The following is a 23,228-nucleotide window of genomic DNA, read 5'->3' on the forward strand; positions in this document are numbered from 1 at the left end:
CTCATCTGTCACCTGCAGAACCGATAATTTGTATGCGCTAATTCACCACTCAGTGGCAGAACTGCCGCTGCTCCCTTATAAACGGTTTAATAAGGAGTCGTCAATTTCACTAATGGCATTCACAATATGATCCGCCTGGCTTAAATCTTGATTGCCCGAGTTCAGATTCCTGAATCCGATACAGGTCATTCCCGCCGCGTGTGCCGCTGTCAGTCCATGCTTCGAGTCTTCAAGCACGATGCATTCGCGGGCATCTGTCTCCAGCAGTTCTGCCGCCTTGATATAAATATCCGGGGCCGGCTTACCGTGCTCCACTTCTTCCCCGCTGATCATACAATCAAAATACGAAGTTAAATTAAACTTGGATAAGACGGCTTCAATAAAGCTGCGCGGAGAAGAGGAGGCCAGCCCTATCTTCATCCCCTTGCTGTGCAGATCCTCGATGAGCTCCCGTATTCCTGCTATAGGATGTTCATCCGAATGTAGAAGGTACGCCAGTTTCATTTCCAATTGGATTGCTATCATTTCTTCGATAGTCGGGGTCATGCTGTACCGCTCTTTTAAAAGAGCCCACATGGCCGGATTCGTCATTCCGACGAATTCTTCGAGCTGCTCCTTGGTGACGGCAACTCCGAAACTCGTAATAACCTGTTCATCTACTCTGAAATGCAGCGGTTCGCTATCAATAATGACTCCATCCATATCGAAAATAAACGCTTTGAACATGCAATCTCTCCTTCGTTTAATCCAGGCTTCACTTAAATAGCTTAGCACGATTTCAAGGTTTCTTGCGGTCATTTGCCCACGGCTTGAAATTCAATGAGCCAGCAATCTCTCCACTCGCCTTCATGATATTCATGTTTTTCCAGCAGTTTTTTCTTGGTGAAACCATTCTTTTCATACACTTTAAGCGCTCTCGTATTCCATGTCTGAGGATCCATGATGATCTTCTCGGCTTCTTGATGCTCAATGAGATATTGGACCGTTGCCCCGACCAGGAGGGAACCAATGCCTTTATTCCAGTATTCCACTTCCCCGATAAATTGGTCCATTCCCATCATGTTCGCCTCATTCTCACCGTATCCATACACGTTTCGTTCTTCCTCTTCTATGCTGTAAAATTGCAAATACCCAATCGGAACCGATTGATACTCAATGATGCACGGCGTAACGCCTTCGTTATCGTTGTAGAAATTCTCCTGTACAAGAGCCGGGTCATGCGGCCGGTCACGACCCTCATAGTATTCAAGTACCCTTGGATCAGACAGCCATTTGACCAGCAAATGTGCATCTTCCGGTGCGAGCTTCCTGACACTTAGTTCCCCCTGCTGAAAAACGATCATCCACATCCCGCCTCTCTGCTCGTTGCTTTAATTCAGGCTTGCAATTAAGCTTGCAGTAGGCCTGCCCCGATCAGCTAAGATCGGTTTCTTGTCTCCTCTGGATATACCTATCCAGTATGCAGTCTTCTTGCAATCTATCTGCGTCTATGTAATTCGCCGAAAGCCATTGGTAATGAACCAACCCGATTTTCTGCGCGACCGCGTAAGCGGGCGACCTATCTGAATGATGAGCTGTGCCATCAAATAAATCTTCCAACCCCTCGACTGAGTTCCCTTGCTCATAGATCCATTCTTTTATTAGTGCCAATTCATAACTGTTCTTCTCAATCCGTAACTCATCGGTCCAGTCGCAGGTGTACTCAAATACCATCTCATCCTTGTCGAAAATCCTGAACTGCCATCCGTGATCCTCCATGTACCTATAATGCACCAGATAACCCGGATTATAAAATATAACCGAGTCCTTGATGTCGAAGACCGCTCCCTCAATTACGAAAGTCACCCACCCGTTGCTCTCTTCATACACATAACCTTCGTTGCCGGATTGTTTAATTAATCGGACCGCCGCTTCACGATCATTAGTCTTCAAATGGTAACTGCACTAAATTCGCTCATTCTATCCTGCTCTCCTCTTTCTAACCTGCTTCACAAAAAGTCACAACCCTTATACACAGGCAGTAACAGCAGCAGCACATTGACCAAAGGTTCAAAAACGATTATGAACATTAATTTTTGAGAAAAATGATCTTATTATATGCTTGTAATAAAAAATACCATCAGGATAACTGCCAGAAGCAGTTTATCTCAGCAGGAAATTTATCATGCATCCGGGTTATCTAATCATGCTGTAGATACAAGTATCCCTTAACTGGGTACCGTCTACGGACCTGTCCTCGTTCTTCAAAATCCCTTCGAGCTCAAACCCTAGGCGCTCTGGAATCGCCCGGCTCTTGGTGTTTAACAAATCACAGCGGATTTCAAGCCTGCGTGCCTTCAATTCTCGAAAGGCAAAGTCGGAAATGCCTTTTACCGCCTCAGACATGTAGCCTCGTCCCGTGTAGCGTGAGTCCAACCAATAGCCGATTTCAAACTTCGGAACGGACCAATTCGGATTATGCAGACCCGAGGAGCCGACGAATTCATGGGTGTCTTTGAGGAAAAGAAGAAATCGAAGATCCTCCCGCTTCACAAATTTAAGATGGGCTTCTCTTATATTTATTTCTTTGCTCTCTTCAGTCTGCTCCTGCCGGGCAAAAGGAAGCCAAAGCTTTAATTCATCCTGTGAGGCTATGACAGCTTCGTAAACCGCTTTACCGTCTCCGGGCATGGGCAACCTGATCAGCAGCCGTTCCGTGACAAATTGATCCGGACAATCTATCATAATGGGATTCACTTGTCGTTCTCCTTTTCAAAGATTAGGATAGATCAGCTCATCTAGCTTTTGTGCAATCAATCCTGCGCCTTTGTTGATATTCCCCATCATATGAGCATGGATGTTAAGTTCGGGATACACCGATGAATGCATAATCACCCCGGGATCGCTGCCCATCACATAGTATTTGAAGATAGCGCCGGCCTTCTTAACTATCCATACGCCATACCCGTAATAGATATATTCTGAAGCTCTTATATGAGGCGTAAATAATAGATCCGTATACGCCGGGGTCAGCAATTTATGGTTTAAAAGAGCCTTCCAGAACTTCTCTAAATCATATACAGTTGTATAAGCTCCGCCATCAGGCCCTCCTTGGACAGGAACCGAGAACACATTGGTTCTCCAAGTTGCTCCTTCATCTATATACCCTAAGGCAGTTCTTTCCGGCAGTTGATCCATTCTAAAATATCCGGAATCGGACATGCCGCATGTCTGGAAAATATTCTTCTCTACATACGTTGTAAATTCTAACCCCGTTACATGCTCAACAATCAGACCTAACAAAATAAAACCTGAATTGTTATAGGAGAATTGCCCGCCAGGACTGAAGGTCATAGCTTTATCCTGAAACATAGGCAAGAAATCCCGGGGGGACTGCATAGAGTACGCAGGTATGTGAGTCCACAACTCTTCATAATCACTCATAACTTCTTCGTCAAAATAATCCGGTACTCCTGAGCTGTGAGTCAGCAAATGATGAATAGTGATTTCAGGATCAAAGGCAGGCAAAGGAACGCCCACACAATCTTTAAGATAAGAATCGAAGGTGATCCGGCCGTCTTGAACAAGCTGACAAATGGCAACCGCAGTGAAAATTTTGCAGCCGGATGCCATTGCGAATCTCGTGTGCGCCGTATTCTGAGTCCGCTCGCTCCGATTAGCATAACCGTATCCCTGCTCAAAAACTTCTTCATCCTCTTTGTAAACCAAGACTGCCCCTGAGTACGGCAAGGTTTCATTCTGCTTTTTTATCAGTTCATTGATAGTTTGGTGAGTGAAATTCATTTTATTGTTCCCATCCTTTATGCAAGTGACTTAGAGAATTCTGTCTATGGGGACCCATCCGATAAACTCTGTTATAGACCATACTTGATGCAGGTTCTCCCTTAGTATAAGGTATGTTTAATAACGATCTGCGTCTTTAGTTCGAATTAACTTCTCCATCTTACTTTAGTTTGTGTGACCAAATAGATCATTTGCAACCTCCATTCTATCAATCTCAAGCGGAATTACAACAACAGCTCATTAGGGTTATTCTCCGTGCGATGGTTCTAAACGAATCAAGCGTTATTGTTTCTAATGATGGAATACATGTTCACATCCTGGTACTCGCCTTTGGTAAAAATGTGTTTTCTTAAAATCCCTTCGAACTCCATTCCTGACTTCTCCATAACTCTTGCTGAACCCCTGTTCTCCAGATGACACCTTGCCTCGATTCTTACTAGAGCCATCTTTTCAAAACCAAATTGTATAATTCTTCTCGTCACCTCGGACATAAATCCCTGATTCCAGAACTTCCCGGATAAAGCATATCCCAATTCCGCTTTTGAATGCGCTATGTTCCAATGTACAAAACCGCAGGTGCCGATCAATTTGCCCGTCTGCTTGTGCTCAATGCCCCATGACGCAGCTTCCCCATTATGGTAAGCGTTAAGAACGCGCTCGATAAACCCCGCAGTATCCTCCAGCGTGAGATGGGAAAACCAGGTTGTATATTGAGATACCTCATCATCCGAGCAGTATTCAAATATATCTTGTGCATCCTCCAATCGAAGCTTTCTTAAAATCGTTCTATCGGTCTCCAGAACAGGCAAATCCTTAAACACATCTTCTGCTTTCATGTTGGTCACCCCTTTGCTCTAATGCGCTTTCAATCATTTCTATTGTTTGTTCAAATATTCATTTAAAAGATTCACTTCATTCGTAATAAGCTTGATCTCTTTATTATTACCGCTCGTAATAATGAAAGTAGGGAACCGGGTCACTCTAAATCTTGCATCCGGTGTATTCGTTGAAATGATGCCGATATTCGTATGGTTAATTCCATATTCTTTCCAACTAATGCCCGGGGTATCGTAGATATATAATCGATCCCGGTCTTTTTCCTGGTTATTAAGAATTATGTTCGTCACAATAAAAAGCACGACCATACCTATTCCCATATAAAAAGATATTTGGGCAATCCTTCTGTTCTTAAGGGAATTCAACTGAGTCACCTGCGCTCCCTTTAATTTATAATCATTCTTACATCATGCGATTATTTTTCTTTGGTAATAAAGGAGCAGGTGAATGAGTATTCCGATTATCGTACCTATACCGACGCTTAGCAGATTGATGGATAGTATAAGAACTACAGTTAGCAGCAATGCTTTATGGAAGGTATTATTCATGTTGTTCCTGCTCAAGATCAGACGCAGATGAAATCCCCCTCAACCGGTCTCTGATTAATCCTACTAACTTATCTTGCTCAGCTTTTGGAGACTCCTCCATCAATCTCGCCGCCGCTACAGGCAGTATCCACTTGTCTATGTCCGTATAATTTAGTCCGGTAAGTCTTAAATATTCTTTCATGTATGCGGTTTTCATCCACTTTCTCAGGGCATTAATAAGTACGGTAAGGACGATGGGAGTGCCTTCGGGCATGGTTCCGCAAGTGATTAGAATGATGGTTCTGGCCGCATCGCCAGCAGGGTTGCCAGACATTCCATTCATCCAATCGATAATGATGGGGCTCTGATTCATCATCACGTTGTCGGGATGAAAGTCACCGTGGCACAGCTTATTCCCGTCAGGCAGTTCATCCAAGTGGGCCAGTATCTTATTCTTCTCTTTTTCTGTCAGGAGTAGCGTACTTTTAATAGAGTGACTTAGAAGGCTCTTTTGTTGCCTGAGCAGCCCCGGAGCATCATGAGTGTGGAGTTCAGCATGTAAGGCGGCTAAAGTTCCCGAGTGCTTAGGCATAAGCCAAGGCTTCTTGGTCATATTGTGGAGCAGAGTAGACCCGGGGATACGTTCAAATAGGATACCACGCCTATTTTCTGCCTCTGTTAGTTGAAATGGCCGCGGTGTCTGTATACCAAGGGAATATGCGGCGCTGCTGATCTCGAATTCCTGTCTGATTGCATCTTCAGAGAATTCCTTGTTGTATAGTTTTAAAATCTGATCTTCCTTGTACTCGAAAATATCGGCCGTCCTGCCCTGACCTATTCGCTTCATTTATTTATCCTCCGCGCTATTAGACCGATACTCGTCTCCAAGAATTGAAAATAAATAGGAATCATGAAACGTCCCCTTGTGCCACAGATGTTCTCTGAGATGCCCTTCTTGTGTCATCCCGATTCTTCTTAGCACATTGGCTGATGCTGTGTTGCCGGGGCGGCATGTCGCATAAACTCTATGGACATGAAAGGTTTCAAATGCTAGTTTCAATAGTGCCTCGGATGCTTCGGCAGCATAACCATGCCCCCAATAGTCCGGATTGAAACAATATCCCATTTCAGCGTTGGTTACATGGATATACAGGCCGCAGCCGCCTATTAGTTGATTCGTTTCTTTCAGAATAACCGCTAATTCATAATCTGTACGTTCGGTGGACTGCTGCTTGGTGAGCTGCTGATCGATGAAGGCCTTTGTCTCCCCCTCGCTATTCGGTCCCCAAATCATATACTTGGCTACTTCAGCATTAGACGCATATTCATGTACAGCTTCCCAGTCTTCCTTGCGAAAATCACGGATCCGTAATCTTTGGGTTTCTATCTTCATACATGACTCCCCCGTATACTTGTTATCGTCTAGATGAAGTACTCACGACTTTTTTCAGTACAAGCGCCGCTCCGTCCCGATCATTCGAATCGGTAATCTCAGTCGCCAATTCTTTTAATTCATCTATGGCATTTCCCATAGCTACTGAATATCCACAGGCTTGAAATAAATGATCTCAATCCCTGCCGCTTTGACCGCATGAATGGCATTCAAATTTCGTTGAGAGATTATCTTCTGGGAGTTTAGTAAGGTTCCATCCAGATCTAATTTATATTATCAGCTATTATACACATTTTCCCTGCAATGCCAAATAAAAAAAGAGAGCCCGATGCTCTCATTGTCTAATGTCTATTATGCTTCTGATCCGTTTACTAGATATACGTTGTTTAATCAAGTGTCTAAAAACTGCAAACTCCCATAAGATGCCCATTGTTGTCTATAAACTCTAAACTTTTTAATGTTCCGTATTCCTTAACCTCACTAACGTCTATTCCCTTGTCTCTAAAGGTTTGACAGGTATACATAATGTCCTGGGTAAAAAAATTAATTATCGGATGCTTGCGTCCATCGAATGTAAAGTATAACGGCCGTACTTCATCGGCTTGAACCAGCGTAATCATAGCCTGCCCAAGGACGATGTTCCCTTGACCTTCCTTGGGATGATGGACCGTAACGTTAAGAGCCGCATAACCTCCATCATGCCACATAAATTTACAGCCAAGCTTGTTCACATACCAGTCTATCGATTCCAGAATATTACCAACAGGAATGAAATTACAGTCAATTCGGCTTAAAAGATCCATAGAGACATCTCCCTTAACCATAATTCACATCCAGAAACTGCTTGATCTCCTGATTCATTTTCTTCAAAAAATCTTCGGACGGAAAATGACCCATCTCATACGTGAGAGTCGTTATCAAATTCGGAATGATCGCTTTGGCCCTCTCCACCACTTTGTGGGCCGGAAAGAAAATATCTTCTTTGCCCACGATAACCATCGTTGGAGAAGTATAATCCAACAGCTCACTCTTCTCGGTTAATTTAGGCATCTCTTGTTCTAAGTTAACATGGGTGAAAATTTCCCCGATAATGCTTTTGTCGATTTCTTTCATGCTGTTACAAGACATGACATCCGCGATTTTCTGCAAATGACTCGGTGCAGACAATATTTTGAAGCCGATCATCGGGAGCAATATTTTCTGAATCATTTTCATCTTGGAACCTAGCTTCAGCCCTGCCGGTGCGACCAGTACCGAGCAAGCAATTTTCTCCGGCATATAAGCGGCTAATCTCAGGATAATTCCTCCGCCATAAGAGGGACCGATAAAAGCGCTCTTCTCCACATTGAAGTGGTCCATCAAATCAGAGATCCACAGAGCGAAACTGTTCTCCTTAGCCGAGATTCTCGTTTCGGCACTAAATCCGGGATGCCCGATCGTATCCGGTGCGTATATCCTATACTTCCCCAGTAATCCGGAGAACCAGGATAAGGTCATCGGATTTATGCAATTTCCACCTTGAAGGATAAAGACCGGCTGTCCGTCTGCCGGACCTGTCACTAAAGTGTGAGTCTTACCGAAGCGCGTCTGGACATACACTCTGTCGAAATCAGCTTGGAACAATTCCAAATACGATTCATAGAAAGTATGAATTTTTTTCTTGCCTTCCTCACTTTTGTATAAGGTATGTACGCTCATTTAAGTCCCTCACTAGCTCTCAAATTAGATTACAAGCCCAAGTCCATTCTTCTCCGGCCGTTCTTTAACCCGCCATTCTTTCTGGCGATCATGCCGTACCATTTACTTTATATGTTTTCTGTTGCAATTTTGAATTCGTAGTGCAGGATATTTTGCATGTTGCACACTCATGTCATCACTCAGAAATTTTTATAGTACTGCGGAAAATAATGCATTAATGCAATAGATCTCGTTGGAACCTGGGCGAACGTAACCATCCTTTATCCCAATAGATTGAAAATAGTAATTTTTTAAATTTACTACGGATCAACATACTTTCCCCTTTGGCTCACCCTCACATCCAACTTAATCTTTTCGCCTCGGTGCATATTTTTCCCTTCTTTTCCAAATAAAAAAACCTTTGCTTCTAAACAAAGGTCTTCCTGCATTCGGATTGATGACTTACCAGTTCCCGAATGTTCTTCACTCTATAAACTTTATGTGAAAACACCTTCGTCATCTCTAGTATTGCGCTGAGCTCAACTGCATCATACTGTTTATTCCAGACAAATATCATCTCTCGTAAATTGGACAGGGTTTGCTTGTAATTCGAGGCTTCCAAACCAAACCGGGTTCGAATAAATCTTCGCACAACCCGTAAATCTCTTATGTAAGGATTCGGTTGGATAATATAAATATACTCGGCTGCTTCAAAGCTTTCAAAGCCCCATTTGTGATGAACGCCTTCGATAATCCATGATTCCTGGCGGACAATGTCACTCAGCATACGATCTCTTACCTCAACAGGATATCGTAAGCCCTCCTCACTTCTATCCCAGACGAGGTTATCTGTTTCATAATAGTTAATCCCGTACATAGCAGCCAGCTGGCGTGCCGCAGTCGATTTCCCGCTCCCGCAGGAGCCGATAATTCGTATTCTCATCTCTCTCTCCCTTTTTTCCAGAAGCATTGAAATGTCCGCACTGCTCCACTAACGTTCATAATAATAGGCCTGCACCCATGCATACTTCTTCCCCTTCATCTTGCACCTTCCTAACCGTTTTCTTCATCAAAATTCAGACGGTTAAATTCATCTCCCTCCTTAAATCGCATCCGCGCCTCCGTTTGTTCTTTGTTCGCTTCTACCGCCTTCACTTCCTCTTTATTCTTCCACAAAAAAGACACCCGCATCAAACATGCGGATGCCTGCCAATATTGAGTCCAGCTTCAGCAGTCTGCTGATCGTATCTAGAAGCAGGTAAACGAACTGATTCGTCTTAAATCAATTCCGAAGAACACCCAGGTCCATCCGATCCACCGGAAACCGGAGACCGAAGTGCGTCCGACGAAAGTCGGGTAGAACCAGAAGCGGCTGCCGTCTACCAGCCATACGAATGTATTGCGGAATAAACATCCCCTAATAGAACCCGGATCTACCGCAAAAGTCGAGACCTGCTGCGGCTCAAATTGCGGCGGCGGCGAGGTCGGCGGTTGCTGGCCTTGAGGCCCTTGCGGCCCCTGAGGTCCCTGCCCCGGAAATCCGGGAAACCCGCCTGGTCCGGGTCCAAATCCCGGTCCGCCGGGGCCTCCGGGTCCCGGGCCGAATCCCGGAGGGCCTGGAGGCGGGGCAAATGGCCCCTGCGTCTGCGGGAACATTCCCTGGAATCCCGGAATGCCTTGCAAACCTTGCGAACCTTGGGAAGAGATGAACGGTCCTTGCGGTTGTTGATAACTCATGAGTGGTACACTCCCTTTTCTGAAGTAGGCTAATATACTGTATGCCGGAGTGTGTGTGGGCGACTGGGCGGATGTACCGGATCCTGCTTCAATTAATCGTGGATAGTTGCCTTCACTCAATCACGGAGAATCAGCAACGGCCCCGGATCGACGAATCCATGTTCAGCCTCCTGATCGTTTCCTTCCAAACATAACAACGAAGTTGAAATTCTTATACACACAATCTGCGTCAGAGAAGCCGATTTCCTTCAGCCAATTGATCTGAGTCTCCAGAGCGGACATTCTATCCAGCCTTGTTCTTTCATAAGCAGAGTCAAGTTCATCTCTAGCCAGGCCGCTCGCTTCAACTTTACTTTTCCAGTTATTTGTATACAGAGATTCAATAAACGGAGTCGCTCCGAGAACTTGATCCGCATTAATAAGGATGCCGCCCGGTTTCAGATTCGCATAAGCATTCCGGTAAATTGTCCGTTTGCCCGTATCCGACAGATGGTGAATCGAAAGGGCCGAAATGATCAGATCAAACTTACCTGGCGCAGCGAAATTGGTGTAATCCTCCACGAGATAAGTGACATCAGCAGATTCATGGAATCTGGACTTCGCAATTTCCAGCATTTTAGGGGATAAATCGATGAGTGTAAATTTAGCTTTGGGATATCTTCTGAGCAGCATGGATGAAAATAGCCCCGTACCGGCTCCTAGATCTAGAATGTGAGGGGAACTTGCGCTTACATCCGCAAGCGATACGGCCGTATCATAGAAATCATCAAAACACGGGATCAGTTTTCTTCTTTGTTGATCGTATGCATGGGCAACCTCATTAAATTTGCTGCTAATCTCCTGCCGGCTTTCCAAACAGCCCACCTCGAATCGTCTCAAATATTTAGTTCCATCATATGTCAAAACCAATTATTCATATAATATATAAAAACTATCCCTTTTATAGGCTGTATCTATCGCGAACCATCACGAATTATAACGATCTATCTAAGTCAGCAATCTCCAACTCGTCTTTGGAAAAAGTAAAGCCACCTAAGCGGATATCGGTTAGGTGGCTGCTTTTTTATAAATCACTCAGGAATCGTACGATTTTGTCCCCCATGCCGGGAAGCGGCTCATGTCCGAAATCGGGGAAGATTTCAAGCTTTACCTTCGTTCGGATTTTGTTGAAAGCCGCAAACTGTGTGGAAGGCGGGCAAATGACGTCTTGAAGTCCGACACCCGCTAGTACCTCCGCCCGGATCCGGGAAGCCAGGTGCTGGATGTCAATGTAGCCGAGCCGGGTGAAGAATTCCTCTTCCCGCTCGTGCTGCGGGTCGAAGTAACGGAAGAATGTTTTGAGCTCTATATATTCGTTCTCGCACAAATCCATATCCCACACCCGCTTGTAATCGCTGAGGAACGGGTAGACCGGTGCGGCTTTGCGTATTCGGGGCTCCAGCGCTGCGCAGGCAATGGTCAGCGCCCCGCCCTGCGACCAGCCGGTAGCGCCGACACGGTTCTCATCGACCTCATCCAAGCTCATCACGATCCCGGCTAGCTGCGCCGTATCCAGGAACACATGCCGGAAGAAGAGTTTGTTCGGATCTTCATCGTAAAGACCGCGGATAATGTGACCGCGGTGAGTATTGCCGATTACGCCGCCGGTATCCTCGGACAGCCCTCCTTGGCCTCGGACGTCCAGCCAGGCAATGGAATACCCCATGGCGGGATAGAGCATAATTTCACTCCAGTCCCCGCTGCAGCCCTTATAGCCATGGAACTGCAGGACAGCCGGATGAGGGCCTGTAGAAGTCTTAGGCCTGGCATACTTAGCATGAATGCGCGCGCCATTCACACCGGTAAAATATAAGTGATAACATTCGGCGAATGGCATCTGATAATCAGCAGGCACCAGCTCCACTCGGGGGTCGGTCGACCGCATTTCCTCCAGAGCTTGCCGCCAATAGACATCGAAATCATCCGGGCGCGGATTGCATCCTTCATAGCTTGTTAACTGAGACAGCGGCATATCAACTAATGGCATGGTCATTCTCCTCTGCGGTCTATTCTTACAAATCCCCTGAGCAGCAGTAATGGATGTGTAAGCGTTACCTTTTGATGAGTGATCGTAAGTTCTTTTCTTAATTATAAAAAACCCGATGCACAGAGGACACGAACGAATTCACGCCGTTTATTCACTAATCTTAGAGACCCTTTCAAGATCTTCATTATTTTAGGAGTCCTGTTCACAAAATTAAGATGCGAAACAAGAAAAACTCAATAGGGGACCTATTAATTGAAGGTTACTCGCTGATTAGGCCAGCCTATACAGGTTGAAGAATTCTTCTTCCAGCTTAGCATTTTCGCGGATGATGCCGGCTATCTTGGGTCTATAAATGGCATCCTTACCGGCTGTGTTTACATAGTAGTATTTGATGAGATTTTTCTGCGTGATCTCCCATTGGATGGCCAATCTGCTCGCTAGCGGCAGAAGCGCCTCTAAAGTTTTGTGCAGGGAAGGAAGAGGATTGTGTGAAGCTAAATATTGGAGAGCTTTCGAATGATAATTTCTGCCGAAATAGATCGTATCTATCTTCTGAAATATTGGAGCATCCCATAATTCATGACAGCCCGCAATCTCCTGATCCAAGTTCATCTTCTTTTCAAAAGCGTCCGCGAGATCATAAAAAGCTTCATAGTGATTATCCTGAATTACGCTCGTCCTGATTCTACCGTATGCTTCCGATAAATCCGTATGGACCGGCGCTATCCGTTCAATCGTTGCCGCCCTTCCGTTATTCCCTTGGAAAAAGTGATCGATCGGCAGTCTCTCTATTTGATTACTGAATGTAGAGTCCACGCAGTAAAGGTCGGTCTGGTCCTTCTCCACTCCCACTACAAGACAGGCGTGATGATAGTTATGTTCCTGCTGATAGGCGTGCGCATTGCCCCACGGATTCCAGAACGAATCCAATTGAATAAGAATCGCCTGCCGATTCTCCAGACTAGCCGTTATCATCTTGAAAACGTCATGAGAAGTTGGGAATATATGCTCCTGCACAGCAACACCATGATAATCTTGAAGCAAATCAAATGAGGTGGTTCTTGAATTAGTCACACACTCTCCGATTAACTTGTCTTCCGCCCATATGAAGTTAAATCCCATCGTTTCAGAGAACGCCAATTCATAATCCCTATTCCAATAATTGCATAGGGTTATAATCATATCTTGCAGACAATCCGTACTTATTCCTCTAACAGGCTGCATATCCTGGAACATAATCACTTCCTCCTCCAGACCAGATTAGTTGCTAATTTCATTTGGGTTAACAAGTGTTTCTTGATGAGTGTCACTAAGTGATTACCTATTAACAGACAATCACTACCATAAATAATAGTTCGTTTACTATTAAATGGCAATTACATAATTCAACTCTATTTTTGATATTTAGCAACTAAAAATTCCTCTGTATGACATACAATAAAAAGACGCTTCCTTCCCCTATAGGGTCGGAGGCGTCTTTCATTTATTACGTGCCACGGCAACAATTATACTTTGAAGTTAGCAATCGTTTGTTTCAACTGCTCCGCACTTTCTTTGGTATCGCCTGCAATCTCCAACACTTTGTTGGAACTTTTCAAGGCAATGCTTGCTTTATCCGAAATGTTCCCGGTTCCTTCAGCCGATTCGTTGTTGGCTATGGAAATTTCGTTAATCGTGAGTGTCATATTCTGTATCGCTTTGCTCAATTCATGCGAGGTTGAATTAAAATCTCCTAGCAAATTCTCATAGAATTCCGCATCACGGTGATATTGCCGGCCGGTCTCAACCATCGCATTATAATCTTTGATAACGGTCCCATCAATAAATTCAAGCATATTCTCCGAGTTGTTCTTCAGGTTCTCCACAGAGGAGGTCACGATTTGGACTACATCACGGATTTTGTTGGCCGATTGTCCGGATACCTCAGCCAGCTTGCGAATTTCACCGGCTACCACAGCAAAACCTCTTCCGGCTTCGCCGGCTCTCGCTGCCTCAATGTTCGCATTCAGGGCCAGGAGATTCGTTTGTGCCGTAATCTCCAGAATAGAATTTGCCAGCACCTGAATTTGCTCGACGGCCTTGGACTGCTCAATGGCGCTGCCGAGGTTCATCCTCATCTCCTCGCCAACCTGAACCGCACGCTCCGATGAGGTGACGGCAGTTTTACGCAAATTCTCGGCCCGTTCGCTGACTTCCTTAGAAATCTCTTCACCCTGCTTCGCTTTATCCGAGATCATACGGACCGACTGCCGGATATTCACCGAAGAATGGTCCATCTCTTCCGTCGATGCGGCTGTTTCTTCCATCGCTGCGGCCATTTGCTCCGTTGTCCCCGACACATCCTGAATTTGACTGTTGAGATCGGTGAGGTGACTGCTTACTGCCGTTACCGAACGGCCAAGCTTGTCCGACTCTTGCACAATCGTGCGGATCATCTCGCTGACCGATGTCTGCATGGTGTGCATGGACTGCATTAGTATGCCAGTCTCATCTCTGGCTTGCATATGTTTCTGCGGAACCGGATGAGACAAGTCCCCGCTGGCGATAACTTTCAAGTGCTCGGTTGCGACTTTAATCGGCGTCGTAATCCGGTATGACAGCAGAATGAGAATCGCAGCGAACACAATAATGCTGCCGAGGATAACCACAACAAGTCCTTGCTGCAGGTTAGAAACATTCTGCATATATTCATCAACTGGCTTGAAAGAAATAATATACATGTCCTGCAGAGTCGATTTACCGTAAGAAGCGATTTGCTTCTGACCATCCAAAGTGAAATAGCCCAGGCCATTTTTGTTTGCACTTACTTCCTTGAAGAAAGCGGGGATATCTCCCTCGGCTTTGGCCATATCAAATTTCAGCACTTGACTAGCATCTTCTGCAGCAACGAGAACACCGGCTGAATTGATCATATATGTCTTGACATTGCCTTCTTGTGTTGTCCTGACGATATTCGTCGACAACTTCGTCAAATCAACTGCTGTCCCGACAATAGAAGGCTTGTCCCCCGTGCTGCCGTCTGGAATTTGGGCCAGAAGCGCCATAATAGGTCCGCCGGTTACAGGAGATTGGACAGGACCGTACAGAACAGGAGCTTTCTTTATTCCCTCCAGGAGGGCGGCATCCAAATCCGCAACACCTATGTCGATATCCAAAGACTGGCCGCCGATACCGTCGGACACGATGACACTATTGTAGGCGGCATAAATATTTTCATATAAACCATTAGAGTCCGTTAAAATCTTGCCGAGATAGGCGGACGTGTTCGCAGCATTCTCCGATTTGGAATTGCCGGTTTTCTTCATTTCCTTGAACGTATTGACCAGAAAAGGATTGTTCGCAATAGAGGAAGAGCTCAGCGACAAATTGTTGAAGGCCAAATCCACCTGATGAACCTTCTCCGAGACAATGTTCATCATGGATTCCCTTGCTTCTTCCTCCAAGGAATCGCCCGACGAGCTGCTTGCATACCATAGGGCGATTAGCATAGGAATCACCATACATGCGACCGATATCAGCATAATTTTGGCAAATAATCCGGTCAGATTGATCTTTTGGAAGATTTTGCGACTTCCCTTTGAATGATAAGTTTTCATTAGAACCTCCACCTAGTCTCGTGCTGGAATTTAGATTACCCTTAATATCGTCACAACTCCTATAATTGTTTAGTAATAAATATCGTTGAAATATGAAAAAAAGCCTCTTAAACAAGGGGCTTTTTGACTCGTTATGAAGTTTCTTACCGCTTTGCTTTGTAAAACTCGTGATACAGCTTCATCAAAGCCCGCTTCTCAATCCGGGACACATAAGAACGCGAAATACCCAGTTCCTTGGCAATTTCCCGCTGGGTCCGCTCTTCCCCGCCGTGCTCGAGCCCGAACCGCCCTACAACAACCTCTTTCTCCCGTTCATCCAATATATCAAGGTTTCGGTAAATTTTACTTTTCTCGATTTTGAGCTGGACCTTATCGACAACATCGTCCGCTTCCGTCCCTAAGATGTCGATTAGCGTAATTTCATTTCCTTCTTTATCCGTCCCAATCGGATCATGCAGTGAAACATCCTTGCGAGTCTTTTTGAGCGATCTCAAATGCATCAAAATTTCATTTTCTATACACCGGGCCGCAAAAGTTGCAAGCTTCGTTCCCTTCGTCGGGGAGAAGCTTTCGATCGCTTTAATGAGTCCGATCGTCCCGATCGAGATCAGGTCCTCGAGATCCTCACCGGTGTTGTCGAACTTCTTCACGATGTGCGCCACCAGCCGCAGATTATGCTCGATCAGCAGATTGCGGGCATGTGCATGGCCTTCCGCCATTAGCTGCAGGTATTTGCTTTCCTCCGCCTCCGTGAGAGGCTGCGGAAACGCATTGTTTTTGACGTATGAAACCAGCAGTGTCAGTTCCTTAATAAAAAAAGCAATGGCGCTAAACAGTCCGGGCAACGATGACACCTCCTGCTTCAATTCCCTTACGAACCACCATCCATCGGGTGCGGTCCTTTTATTGTATGAGGGCAGGTGCCTACACGTGCCTGTACTAAGGTAAGATGTTTGGTGAAAAGCACGCTTATCTTGTCCATGGTTATATTTCGATCTAATAGCACTAAGGACCTTCCAGTTTAATAATTGGAAGGTCCTTGGTCTGTTAATTAATTTAAGAATCCGTGTACTTTTACTTGATTATTCGGCATTACATTATGAATAACTTTAGCAGCAAAGTCGAGGTCCTCGTAAATGGACAACACGTAATTACTCTTATTGTTTAACAGAGAGTTTGGGTCTTGAGACAAACCGGGCTTTAGTTTGCCCTTTAAATCAACGTTGTGTATCTCATGACTACCTGACACCCGAGGCCCTTCAACAGCAGCAGTCTCAGATTCTACGAATAAATCAGATAATTCTTTCGGAAATTTAAGTTTAAAGTAATACTTATGTCCATCTTTTAATAGAAACTGAGCTGGAATATCGCCAAACTGATAACGAAGCGTATAGATAAGATCAGGGCTTCCTTCTTGGTGTGAGATGGTGAAATCATGTACGATAAACACATTTGATCAGGAAAATACGTGCCATCCAGAGTCTCAGGAGGAACAGATGCGGTGGGCGACGCGCTCGAACTAATGCTAGGTGTAACATGATTTACATGAGTACTTGCGGGTTTATCTTGACATCCGCCTAGAAGGAACACAAGCGACGAAACAATAAGTAAGCAATCTTTGTTCATGGAATATTATATTAGTTCCTGTGCTTCGTAGTTGGGGGAAGACTCTGACCACATTTTTTTCATTAAAAGCAAACCTCCAATAATTTTATACCGGATGAATTAATCAACCATTGTTTAAGGATAACCCTAACTTGAGGGGGAGCGAAATAGTAAAATAGTTCTAAAAAATAACATATTTCCATTCCTGGAAACTCATCTTTTGTCGAACTAGTTTATTCTCAGAGCTATATCGTATATTGGAAAAATATGCTTCAATATGATTGTAAATATTTTATAGAATGGGGTCTTAAAATGAAAATGAAAGTTATTTCTATGGTAGCAGTCTTAAGCATCTTTGCCGGGGTCATATCTGCCTCAAGCATCAATGGGAGTTACAAAGGACACTCCATCGTAAAGGTCAAAGTTAACGGTCATGATGTGAGCAGTGATGTTCCGGGAATAAACTTGGATGGCACTACAATGCTGCCTGTGAGGGCAGTGGCTGAGTCGCTGGGAGCTGAGGTGAAGTGGGATCCGGATGCTTATACCGCGGAAATAGCACCTTCACCCACTTTAAAAAGCATGGATGAGATAGCAAAACATTTGAAGACCCACAATATTCATTCTTTGGACTATCATACGGATGGATCTGGATACACACAATTCATTGCTATTTATGAGGGGCTATTCTTTATGGGGAACGAAGATAAATATAAGGAAGTAGTCAAGGAAATAGCGAAACATGCTATCACTCTGGGGACAACTGATTTTGTTTTCGCTGATATGATGGGTCAAACTATATCGGGAACTACAGAAGATGCTCGTGCTTTTTTAAACGGAAAATTAATAGAGAGTCAATTTATGGACACGCTTATACAGGAATGGATGGAAGAAGAAGTAGAGAACGAGGACTGGAATCCATAAATAATACTAAGCAAAAAGCCCTCATCCAGAGGGCTTTTTGACTTAAACAACAATTCGATACAATAGCCCTATATCGTGTATAGGAAAATGTGATTAAACGGGATGTAAGTATATGTAGAATGGGGTCTTGAGTTGAAAATAAACCTATTTATCCAATACTTCCCAAGGTTGTCATGAATACAATTAATTTGCCCATACCACACCTCCATATTACTAACAAAACTTAAATAAGTTACTTTGATTCGGTCTCATTCTGAAATCAATAAATTGTTTCATTGAATCAATTTGAAAATAAATGTTTTGATTAAACAGATTATTAAAGGGCTCGCCGACCTTACTACCGAATGAGTGGCCCGGATATACACGTACATGTGGAGCGATAATGGATTTTAGTCTTTGAATGCTTTTGAACATATCCTCAGCTGAACCGCCTTGGGAACTGCAACTGCCGCAGCCTTCGATAAATACGGTATCCCCTGTAAAAATACTTTCAGAGAGCAAAAAGCACATACTGCCTGAGGAATGCCCCGGGGTATGCAGACATGTCACGGTGATTCCTTCGAAAGATAACACTTCATAATCGTTAACGCCCTTCAAATTATTGCACTTGAATCCATAGTCCTCTATCTCTTTGACTGAAATAAATACGTCACAATGATAGATCGCTGTCAGCTGCGCAACCAGATTTACATGATCATAGTGGGAGTGCGTCAGCAAAATACCCTTTAAATCGGCTTGCAATTCATTTAGCTTATTTACAATTGTGCCTAACTCCCAAGAGGGGTCAACTAGTAAAGAGGCACGACTCCTTGGATCGAAAATAATATAGCTATAATTAATGAATGGCTGTGAAACTGTCCGCAGTGGGAACACTTCATTCATAAGTATAATTCCTCCCGAGTAGTAACATAGCCTTCCGGCAACCGTGACAGATGGGTCAATGTTTTGCCCGTGCTTCGTAACATAAAAAAACTCCCGCTGAATCAATCACAGACGGAGCTTCAAACCGGGAGTTTGACTTCTTAATCAATCAAACTATTATCCTCAAAGATATCTGTAGACAAATATCTTTCGCCCGTATCTGCAAGTACAACGATAATATTCTTTCCTTTGTTTTGCGGGAATTTTGCGAGTTGAGTTGCTGCATATACAGTAGTACCTGAAGAAATGCCAACCAGCAGCCCTTCACCAAGAACCCAGCATGATGCGTAGATGCCATGTTATTCACTGTTACTGCCCTCAGTTTGCTACTTCTAATTTGTTATTTAGCTAGTATGTTTATATTAAACGATTCCGTTAAACTATTTAAATATTTCTAGATACCACCACAAAATCTCATAATGTCCAACAAGTTTGTCGGAAATTTCTTCGATATTTCGGATCGCAGGATCTACGCCATATTTATTTACACTTTCATCGAGAACAAACGAACCGTCTAAAGGTATTTCAAACCTGAATTTATGTAAGGCCACGATATACTCTTGTGGTGTCTGTTTGTCGGGGGATAGCTTTTCAGCGTCATGAGATTCTATCGGCTTATATAATGAGAACAATTTTATTTCATCATTATGCTTGACTGCTGAGATGCTATGTCCAATCTGCTTATAAACCGATGGACTGTTTTCTTGTGGATGGAATGTAATCGTATTTGATGCGGTTATGACTATGATAAGAGTCCATATAATAACAAACTGTGGAAGTTCCATCTTCCTGGACAAAAAAATACCTAAAGCAATAATAGCTGAATTAACCACAATCGTCATAGGTATGGCAATTATTCGACCGAGCCCTGTATAAGGAAACAACTGCACCATTAAAATGATCATGGTAACCGAAATCAATAAAGTCGCCAAACCGCATACTACCGCTCTCTTCAAGGCGTCACCCCCATTTGAGAATCATTGTTTTTACTGTCACGAATTATAAAGTCGACGGAATAATCTTTAACCCTGTTTGAAACCGATTGCTTTATGTCCATCACCATGTTCCTCCATCACATTATCTTCCGAAATACTTTATTGATCCTGTATTATCTACTCCTCGGAATACAAATCCACCTACTTCATCTATCGCCATCTCCTGGAAAGTACCCGCGTAACCATTTACGACATCTAGCTCTATAAATACTTTTGAATTTTCTTTTATTTCATTTAAATCAACAGATGCTTTTTCTTCAAACTGCTCATTTGTTATGATCACTTTCATAATTTTGGGATCCGAAACTTCAACTGCTAGTATTGTGTCATATCTCTTATTTGAATTTAGATTTGCAGACCAAGTCCTCAAGATGGATTCATCTTCCGGATACATTGGACCTAAAACTGAAACATTAGTCACACGAAAAAGTATTTTCCATTTTGATTTTATTAATTTTGCATAAGTCCCTTGCGGTCCCTTCAAGATAACTACTTTATTATTTTTGAAGTTCTGCTCAAATACGATATCTCCATTGTATTGTGGGAACGAATCTTTAAGTGCCCCTTCCTGACTAAATGAGTATTCTGATATATGTAGCAGATACAAACCAAAAACAAGAAGACCGACTATAAGTATTATTCTTCTTTTATATTTTTTCATTATTTCTCCTTATTTGTGTCCTTACAGGGATTTCTTATAATGTTCCCGTATTCACGACGCCGAGAGGCTTAAGGTCACATAATAACCGGTTGCACAAAGCGCAGTTAGCCTGGCAGGTCCTCCAAATGGATCCCGCTTCCCTAAGGACGTAAGCACGATGTGAATGCGGTGTTACCCGAAGCCATCTACATCAACTTATTACATATAACTAATGGTTGTTATATAAGTTGCAAAATGATAGTCAGTTGCATCTGCTCTGGATACCCTTATAACAAATGGTATAGAAATTCCCTCTGGAATACGAATCACATTTGAACCAACTCGAAAAATATGATGGACTTCATCTTAACTCCGGAAGTTTAATACTTGAACATTATTTGCAGAGCCTTTTCCTATATTTTTTATACCAAAGAAGACTAGTTTAGGCTCGCCCAAAAATCGTCTGCAACGGGATATTCAAAATTACATGCAAACAGATTATCATCATTTACAAACTCCTTGATTCTGTTAGGAATAAATAAGGGTCAAACTGATGTTCTTCTAGTGATAATATGATGACAGAGTGTAATTATAGAAACAATAAATGCAAGAAATGAGATTCCTGTTGTAATGACTGTCATTTTGATTGTCCTATTATTTTTAAATTTAGATGATTTCAAATAACGTTTCCGTGTTCACGACGCCTCACCACCTTAAGGCCCGTTAGGGGCGGCCGCGATGCAGTTAGATGGTGTACAATTTGGCGCAGTGTCCATCCTCCTTCGCGGAATACTTCTTCAGATAAGTCTTTAACAGCTTCCTTCGGTTTGATGGGAAATACATCTATCTCAGTGATCCAAATATCTTGTTGAGAGTAAGAAATGTCTTCGCCTGATTCACTCTCTCGTAGTGTGCCTAGGGCTGACCAAGGGAGCTTCAGTTCCCGTTATGTGAATGCTGTGTTATATGGTGGGGATGCCTTCTTAAAATAACCCTTAAACACTTTTATTTAAATTTTAATTGCATCCAATCGTTTAACAAATTGATCCTACTTATATTATTTATGTCATTATATTCTTCTTTACTTAGTGTCCTCGATAATTTCTTTCTAATAAAGAGATATTCCTTGATAATCGATGATAAAAACAAGACTCCAATCTCAACTGATATAAATGCTAATCCGATATTATCCAAATGATCCCTAAAATATCTACCGGAATAATTATTCAATCCGAAGGGATAAGAATGAACTGAATTAGATAATAAATTGTAAATACCAGATTCCTGAACCTTATTAATTGGAGTAATATCTTTTGCTATCCTATTAAAGAAAAATGCATGCTTTCCTCTAATTATTTCCTTCCTTAGTCCCTCTGATAAAGTATTAAATACTCTACTTTCAATTAGGTATGACTTAATTATTGAGTGAGAAAAGTCTGCATCAAATATTCCTTCTATTTGTGTTATTCCAAGTCGTTCAATTATTTTATTCCGGGTTATTGAATTATGATAACTAGCTAGATACATTCTAAAATCCAACTCATCTTCAGTTATATTTCTTTCACAAAAATAATTGAAAACGTGGTGAACCTCGATCAGATTTCTCGCTAAGCTTGCAATCGAACTTACATCGAGATACTTGTAATCCTCATCATTAGTTGGTATTAATCTTGAAATACTTATAGCATTCAGCAAAGATTTCTCAAAAATTAATTGAGCATAATACGTTCTCAAAGAAGTTGTCGACCTTACTATTCTTTGGTTTATTTTTGACATTTTCTTTGCAACTTCTATTAATTTAAGAAATTCATTGGTTCGGAAATTCATTTCTTTCATAGTTGCATCCCTTTCATCTAACTTCCCGTATTCACTCGCCTCGAAGCTTAAGGTCGAAAAGCGATCGAGTCTACTAGACTTAGCCTCGAGGTATATCCGCCTAAATCGACTTCCTCGAAATCCTTCTGCCGGACCGAGGTCGTATGCCCGATGCGTGAATATATTGTTATGTGAAGTATCCATTTTATGAAAAAAGTACTTCTCTTGATTTCGAACATAGCGTTGTTTGTTTAAAGACAGAATTCTTCTTAATTCGTCATCGTCGTAATATTATTTCGATATCTTCTTTTTAATTTCTAACACCATAGTTTTCGAGGGATATATTTTTTTATCAGGAAAATCATTTAGGTCACATTGGTAGGCGTAAAATTTAGGAGACTGTTTAATAAATTCTAGGAGTATAGGATCTGTTTGGAGATTACTAGAGGCTTGAGCATGCATAACATACTTATCGAATATTTGTAATAAAGCAATTCCATGCTGTCTTGCATATTCTGTTGCTCCACTTTGAAAACCTGATGTAGAAATTAATATCCCTTTGTGTGCACCTAAACTTCGTACCTTATCGGCTAAAACTACTATTTTCTCACGTTCTACTGGTCTCGTATAACGCTTGCACTCAACAATAACTTTAAAGCCTACAGATAGTGCCACAAATTCAGCAATTATATCAAGTTGGTACTCTCCATCACTGGTCTGAACTTTTTAGTTATGAAGTATGGAGAAATCCT

Annotated in this window: 26 protein-coding genes and 2 pseudogenes; 1 reads left to right on the top strand and 27 read right to left on the bottom strand. The window is 42.9% G+C overall.

The genetic code is table 11. The features are described from left to right. Window positions 1–75: 75 nt before the first annotated feature. The 21 genes from EDM21_RS08305 to sigK all read right to left on the bottom strand — a co-directional run bounded on the left by EDM21_RS08305 (window position 76) and on the right by sigK (window position 16,421). On the bottom strand, window positions 76–726 hold the full coding sequence (locus EDM21_RS08305) for an HAD family hydrolase (RefSeq protein WP_157334536.1): 651 nt from the start codon (window positions 724–726) through the stop codon (window positions 76–78). 68 nt (window positions 727–794) lie between these two features. Further along, on the bottom strand, window positions 795–1,343 hold the full coding sequence (locus tag EDM21_RS08310) for a GNAT family N-acetyltransferase (protein ID WP_157334537.1): 549 nt from the start codon (window positions 1,341–1,343) through the stop codon (window positions 795–797). Window positions 1,344–1,413: 70 nt separating this feature from the next. After that, window positions 1,414–1,932 carry a hypothetical protein gene (locus EDM21_RS08315; protein ID WP_201280762.1) on the bottom strand — a complete coding sequence of 173 codons (519 nt, stop codon included), beginning with the start codon at window positions 1,930–1,932 and terminating at the stop codon, window positions 1,414–1,416. Window positions 1,933–2,175: 243 nt separating this feature from the next. Next, on the bottom strand, window positions 2,176–2,736 hold the full coding sequence (locus tag EDM21_RS08320) for a GNAT family N-acetyltransferase (protein ID WP_166541893.1): 561 nt from the start codon (window positions 2,734–2,736) through the stop codon (window positions 2,176–2,178). Window positions 2,737–2,751: 15 nt separating this feature from the next. Then, window positions 2,752–3,783, bottom strand: a complete 1,032-nt coding sequence (locus EDM21_RS08325; RefSeq protein ID WP_157334539.1) for a serine hydrolase domain-containing protein — start codon at window positions 3,781–3,783, stop codon at window positions 2,752–2,754. Between the two features lie 275 nt (window positions 3,784–4,058). Further along, a complete protein-coding gene (locus EDM21_RS08330; protein WP_157334541.1) occupies window positions 4,059–4,619 on the bottom strand; it encodes a GNAT family N-acetyltransferase in 561 nt (186 codons plus the stop codon). Between the two features lie 39 nt (window positions 4,620–4,658). After that, window positions 4,659–4,994, bottom strand: a complete 336-nt coding sequence (locus EDM21_RS08335; protein ID WP_157334543.1) for a hypothetical protein — start codon at window positions 4,992–4,994, stop codon at window positions 4,659–4,661. A gap of 166 nt (window positions 4,995–5,160) precedes the next feature. After that, complete coding sequence (locus EDM21_RS08340; protein ID WP_157334545.1) at window positions 5,161–5,994, bottom strand: phosphotransferase; 834 nt, start codon at window positions 5,992–5,994, stop codon at window positions 5,161–5,163. After that, complete coding sequence (locus EDM21_RS08345) at window positions 5,995–6,540, bottom strand: GNAT family N-acetyltransferase (RefSeq protein WP_157334547.1); 546 nt, start codon at window positions 6,538–6,540, stop codon at window positions 5,995–5,997. A gap of 22 nt (window positions 6,541–6,562) precedes the next feature. Further along, window positions 6,563–6,679: an HAD hydrolase family protein gene (locus tag EDM21_RS08350; RefSeq protein ID WP_157334549.1), complete on the bottom strand. Its 117-nt coding sequence runs from the start codon at window positions 6,677–6,679 to the stop codon at window positions 6,563–6,565. Window positions 6,680–6,681: 2 nt separating this feature from the next. Then, a complete protein-coding gene (locus tag EDM21_RS25485) occupies window positions 6,682–6,801 on the bottom strand; it encodes an HAD hydrolase family protein (protein ID WP_157334948.1) in 120 nt (39 codons plus the stop codon). 137 nt (window positions 6,802–6,938) lie between these two features. Beyond that, window positions 6,939–7,343, bottom strand: coding sequence for a VOC family protein (locus EDM21_RS08360; protein WP_157334551.1), 405 nt, complete (start codon window positions 7,341–7,343; stop codon window positions 6,939–6,941). Between the two features lie 13 nt (window positions 7,344–7,356). Next, window positions 7,357–8,238: an alpha/beta fold hydrolase gene (locus tag EDM21_RS08365; RefSeq protein WP_157334553.1), complete on the bottom strand. Its 882-nt coding sequence runs from the start codon at window positions 8,236–8,238 to the stop codon at window positions 7,357–7,359. A gap of 406 nt (window positions 8,239–8,644) precedes the next feature. Further along, window positions 8,645–9,160, bottom strand: a complete 516-nt coding sequence (locus EDM21_RS08370) for a P-loop NTPase family protein (protein WP_157334555.1) — start codon at window positions 9,158–9,160, stop codon at window positions 8,645–8,647. 110 nt (window positions 9,161–9,270) lie between these two features. Next, the gene (locus EDM21_RS25200; RefSeq protein ID WP_268893064.1) at window positions 9,271–9,393 is read right to left on the bottom strand and encodes a hypothetical protein; all 123 of its coding nucleotides are present in this window, start codon (window positions 9,391–9,393) and stop codon (window positions 9,271–9,273) included. A 72-nt stretch (window positions 9,394–9,465) separates the two neighbouring features. Next, window positions 9,466–9,954, bottom strand: coding sequence for a transporter (locus tag EDM21_RS08375; RefSeq protein WP_157334557.1), 489 nt, complete (start codon window positions 9,952–9,954; stop codon window positions 9,466–9,468). Between the two features lie 162 nt (window positions 9,955–10,116). Then, complete coding sequence (locus EDM21_RS08380; protein WP_157334559.1) at window positions 10,117–10,809, bottom strand: class I SAM-dependent methyltransferase; 693 nt, start codon at window positions 10,807–10,809, stop codon at window positions 10,117–10,119. A 208-nt stretch (window positions 10,810–11,017) separates the two neighbouring features. Continuing rightward, on the bottom strand, window positions 11,018–11,980 hold the full coding sequence (locus EDM21_RS08385; protein WP_157334561.1) for an acetylxylan esterase: 963 nt from the start codon (window positions 11,978–11,980) through the stop codon (window positions 11,018–11,020). Window positions 11,981–12,250: 270 nt separating this feature from the next. Beyond that, window positions 12,251–13,216, bottom strand: coding sequence for a hypothetical protein (locus tag EDM21_RS08390; protein WP_157334563.1), 966 nt, complete (start codon window positions 13,214–13,216; stop codon window positions 12,251–12,253). Window positions 13,217–13,485: 269 nt separating this feature from the next. Further along, complete coding sequence (locus EDM21_RS08395; protein ID WP_157334565.1) at window positions 13,486–15,576, bottom strand: methyl-accepting chemotaxis protein; 2,091 nt, start codon at window positions 15,574–15,576, stop codon at window positions 13,486–13,488. 143 nt (window positions 15,577–15,719) lie between these two features. Then, window positions 15,720–16,421, bottom strand: a complete 702-nt coding sequence (gene sigK / locus EDM21_RS08400; protein ID WP_157334567.1) for an RNA polymerase sporulation sigma factor SigK — start codon at window positions 16,419–16,421, stop codon at window positions 15,720–15,722. Window positions 16,422–17,493: 1,072 nt separating this feature from the next. Between sigK and EDM21_RS08405 the strand changes: the two genes are divergently transcribed. Then, window positions 17,494–18,105: a copper amine oxidase N-terminal domain-containing protein gene (locus tag EDM21_RS08405; RefSeq protein WP_157334569.1), complete on the top strand. Its 612-nt coding sequence runs from the start codon at window positions 17,494–17,496 to the stop codon at window positions 18,103–18,105. A gap of 213 nt (window positions 18,106–18,318) precedes the next feature. Here the strand turns inward: EDM21_RS08405 and EDM21_RS08410 are convergent, their stop codons facing one another. The 6 genes and pseudogenes from EDM21_RS08410 to EDM21_RS08435 all read right to left on the bottom strand — a co-directional run. Next, window positions 18,319–18,987 (bottom strand): MBL fold metallo-hydrolase, encoded by a 669-nt coding sequence (locus EDM21_RS08410; RefSeq protein WP_157334571.1) that lies wholly within the window; start codon window positions 18,985–18,987, stop codon window positions 18,319–18,321. A gap of 140 nt (window positions 18,988–19,127) precedes the next feature. Further along, window positions 19,128–19,292: pseudogene (locus EDM21_RS24930) on the bottom strand (cysteine synthase A); the annotation flags it as partial. A gap of 114 nt (window positions 19,293–19,406) precedes the next feature. Then, window positions 19,407–19,982 (bottom strand): hypothetical protein, encoded by a 576-nt coding sequence (locus EDM21_RS08420; RefSeq protein WP_157334573.1) that lies wholly within the window; start codon window positions 19,980–19,982, stop codon window positions 19,407–19,409. Between the two features lie 121 nt (window positions 19,983–20,103). Further along, window positions 20,104–20,682 (bottom strand): hypothetical protein, encoded by a 579-nt coding sequence (locus EDM21_RS08425; RefSeq protein WP_157334575.1) that lies wholly within the window; start codon window positions 20,680–20,682, stop codon window positions 20,104–20,106. A gap of 984 nt (window positions 20,683–21,666) precedes the next feature. Beyond that, window positions 21,667–22,497 carry a DUF5677 domain-containing protein gene (locus EDM21_RS08430; RefSeq protein WP_157334577.1) on the bottom strand — a complete coding sequence of 277 codons (831 nt, stop codon included), beginning with the start codon at window positions 22,495–22,497 and terminating at the stop codon, window positions 21,667–21,669. 270 nt (window positions 22,498–22,767) lie between these two features. Beyond that, window positions 22,768–23,172: pseudogene (locus EDM21_RS08435) on the bottom strand (restriction endonuclease); the annotation flags it as partial. Between the last annotated feature and the right edge of the window lie 56 nt (window positions 23,173–23,228).

The sequence above is a fragment of the Paenibacillus lutrae genome (assembly GCF_009757775.1).
In the GTDB taxonomy this organism is placed as follows: Bacteria; Bacillota; Bacilli; order Paenibacillales; family NBRC-103111; genus Paenibacillus_F; species Paenibacillus_F lutrae.

Excerpts from the sequence above, each read along its gene's own strand:
- EDM21_RS08305 (WP_157334536.1), bottom strand. The coding sequence starts at position 726 with ATGTTCAAAGCGTTTATTTTCGATATGGATGGAGTCATTATTGATAGC.
- EDM21_RS08310 (WP_157334537.1), bottom strand. The coding sequence starts at position 1,343 with ATGATCGTTTTTCAGCAGGGGGAACTAAGTGTCAGGAAGCTCGCACCG.
- EDM21_RS08325 (WP_157334539.1), bottom strand. The coding sequence starts at position 3,783 with ATGAATTTCACTCACCAAACTATCAATGAACTGATAAAAAAGCAGAAT.
- EDM21_RS08330 (WP_157334541.1), bottom strand. The coding sequence starts at position 4,619 with ATGAAAGCAGAAGATGTGTTTAAGGATTTGCCTGTTCTGGAGACCGAT.
- EDM21_RS08340 (WP_157334545.1), bottom strand. The coding sequence starts at position 5,994 with ATGAAGCGAATAGGTCAGGGCAGGACGGCCGATATTTTCGAGTACAAG.
- EDM21_RS08345 (WP_157334547.1), bottom strand. The coding sequence starts at position 6,540 with ATGAAGATAGAAACCCAAAGATTACGGATCCGTGATTTTCGCAAGGAA.
- EDM21_RS08350 (WP_157334549.1), bottom strand. The coding sequence starts at position 6,679 with ATGGGAAATGCCATAGATGAATTAAAAGAATTGGCGACTGAGATTACC.
- EDM21_RS08360 (WP_157334551.1), bottom strand. The coding sequence starts at position 7,343 with ATGGATCTTTTAAGCCGAATTGACTGTAATTTCATTCCTGTTGGTAAT.
- EDM21_RS08365 (WP_157334553.1), bottom strand. The coding sequence starts at position 8,238 with ATGAGCGTACATACCTTATACAAAAGTGAGGAAGGCAAGAAAAAAATT.
- EDM21_RS08370 (WP_157334555.1), bottom strand. The coding sequence starts at position 9,160 with ATGAGAATACGAATTATCGGCTCCTGCGGGAGCGGGAAATCGACTGCG.
- EDM21_RS08375 (WP_157334557.1), bottom strand. The coding sequence starts at position 9,954 with ATGAGTTATCAACAACCGCAAGGACCGTTCATCTCTTCCCAAGGTTCG.
- EDM21_RS08385 (WP_157334561.1), bottom strand. The coding sequence starts at position 11,980 with ATGCCATTAGTTGATATGCCGCTGTCTCAGTTAACAAGCTATGAAGGA.
- EDM21_RS08390 (WP_157334563.1), bottom strand. The coding sequence starts at position 13,216 with ATGTTCCAGGATATGCAGCCTGTTAGAGGAATAAGTACGGATTGTCTG.
- EDM21_RS08395 (WP_157334565.1), bottom strand. The coding sequence starts at position 15,576 with ATGAAAACTTATCATTCAAAGGGAAGTCGCAAAATCTTCCAAAAGATC.
- EDM21_RS08405 (WP_157334569.1), top strand. The coding sequence starts at position 17,494 with ATGAAAATGAAAGTTATTTCTATGGTAGCAGTCTTAAGCATCTTTGCC.
- EDM21_RS08410 (WP_157334571.1), bottom strand. The coding sequence starts at position 18,987 with ATGAATGAAGTGTTCCCACTGCGGACAGTTTCACAGCCATTCATTAAT.
- EDM21_RS08425 (WP_157334575.1), bottom strand. The coding sequence starts at position 20,682 with ATGAAAAAATATAAAAGAAGAATAATACTTATAGTCGGTCTTCTTGTT.
- EDM21_RS08430 (WP_157334577.1), bottom strand. The coding sequence starts at position 22,497 with ATGAAAGAAATGAATTTCCGAACCAATGAATTTCTTAAATTAATAGAA.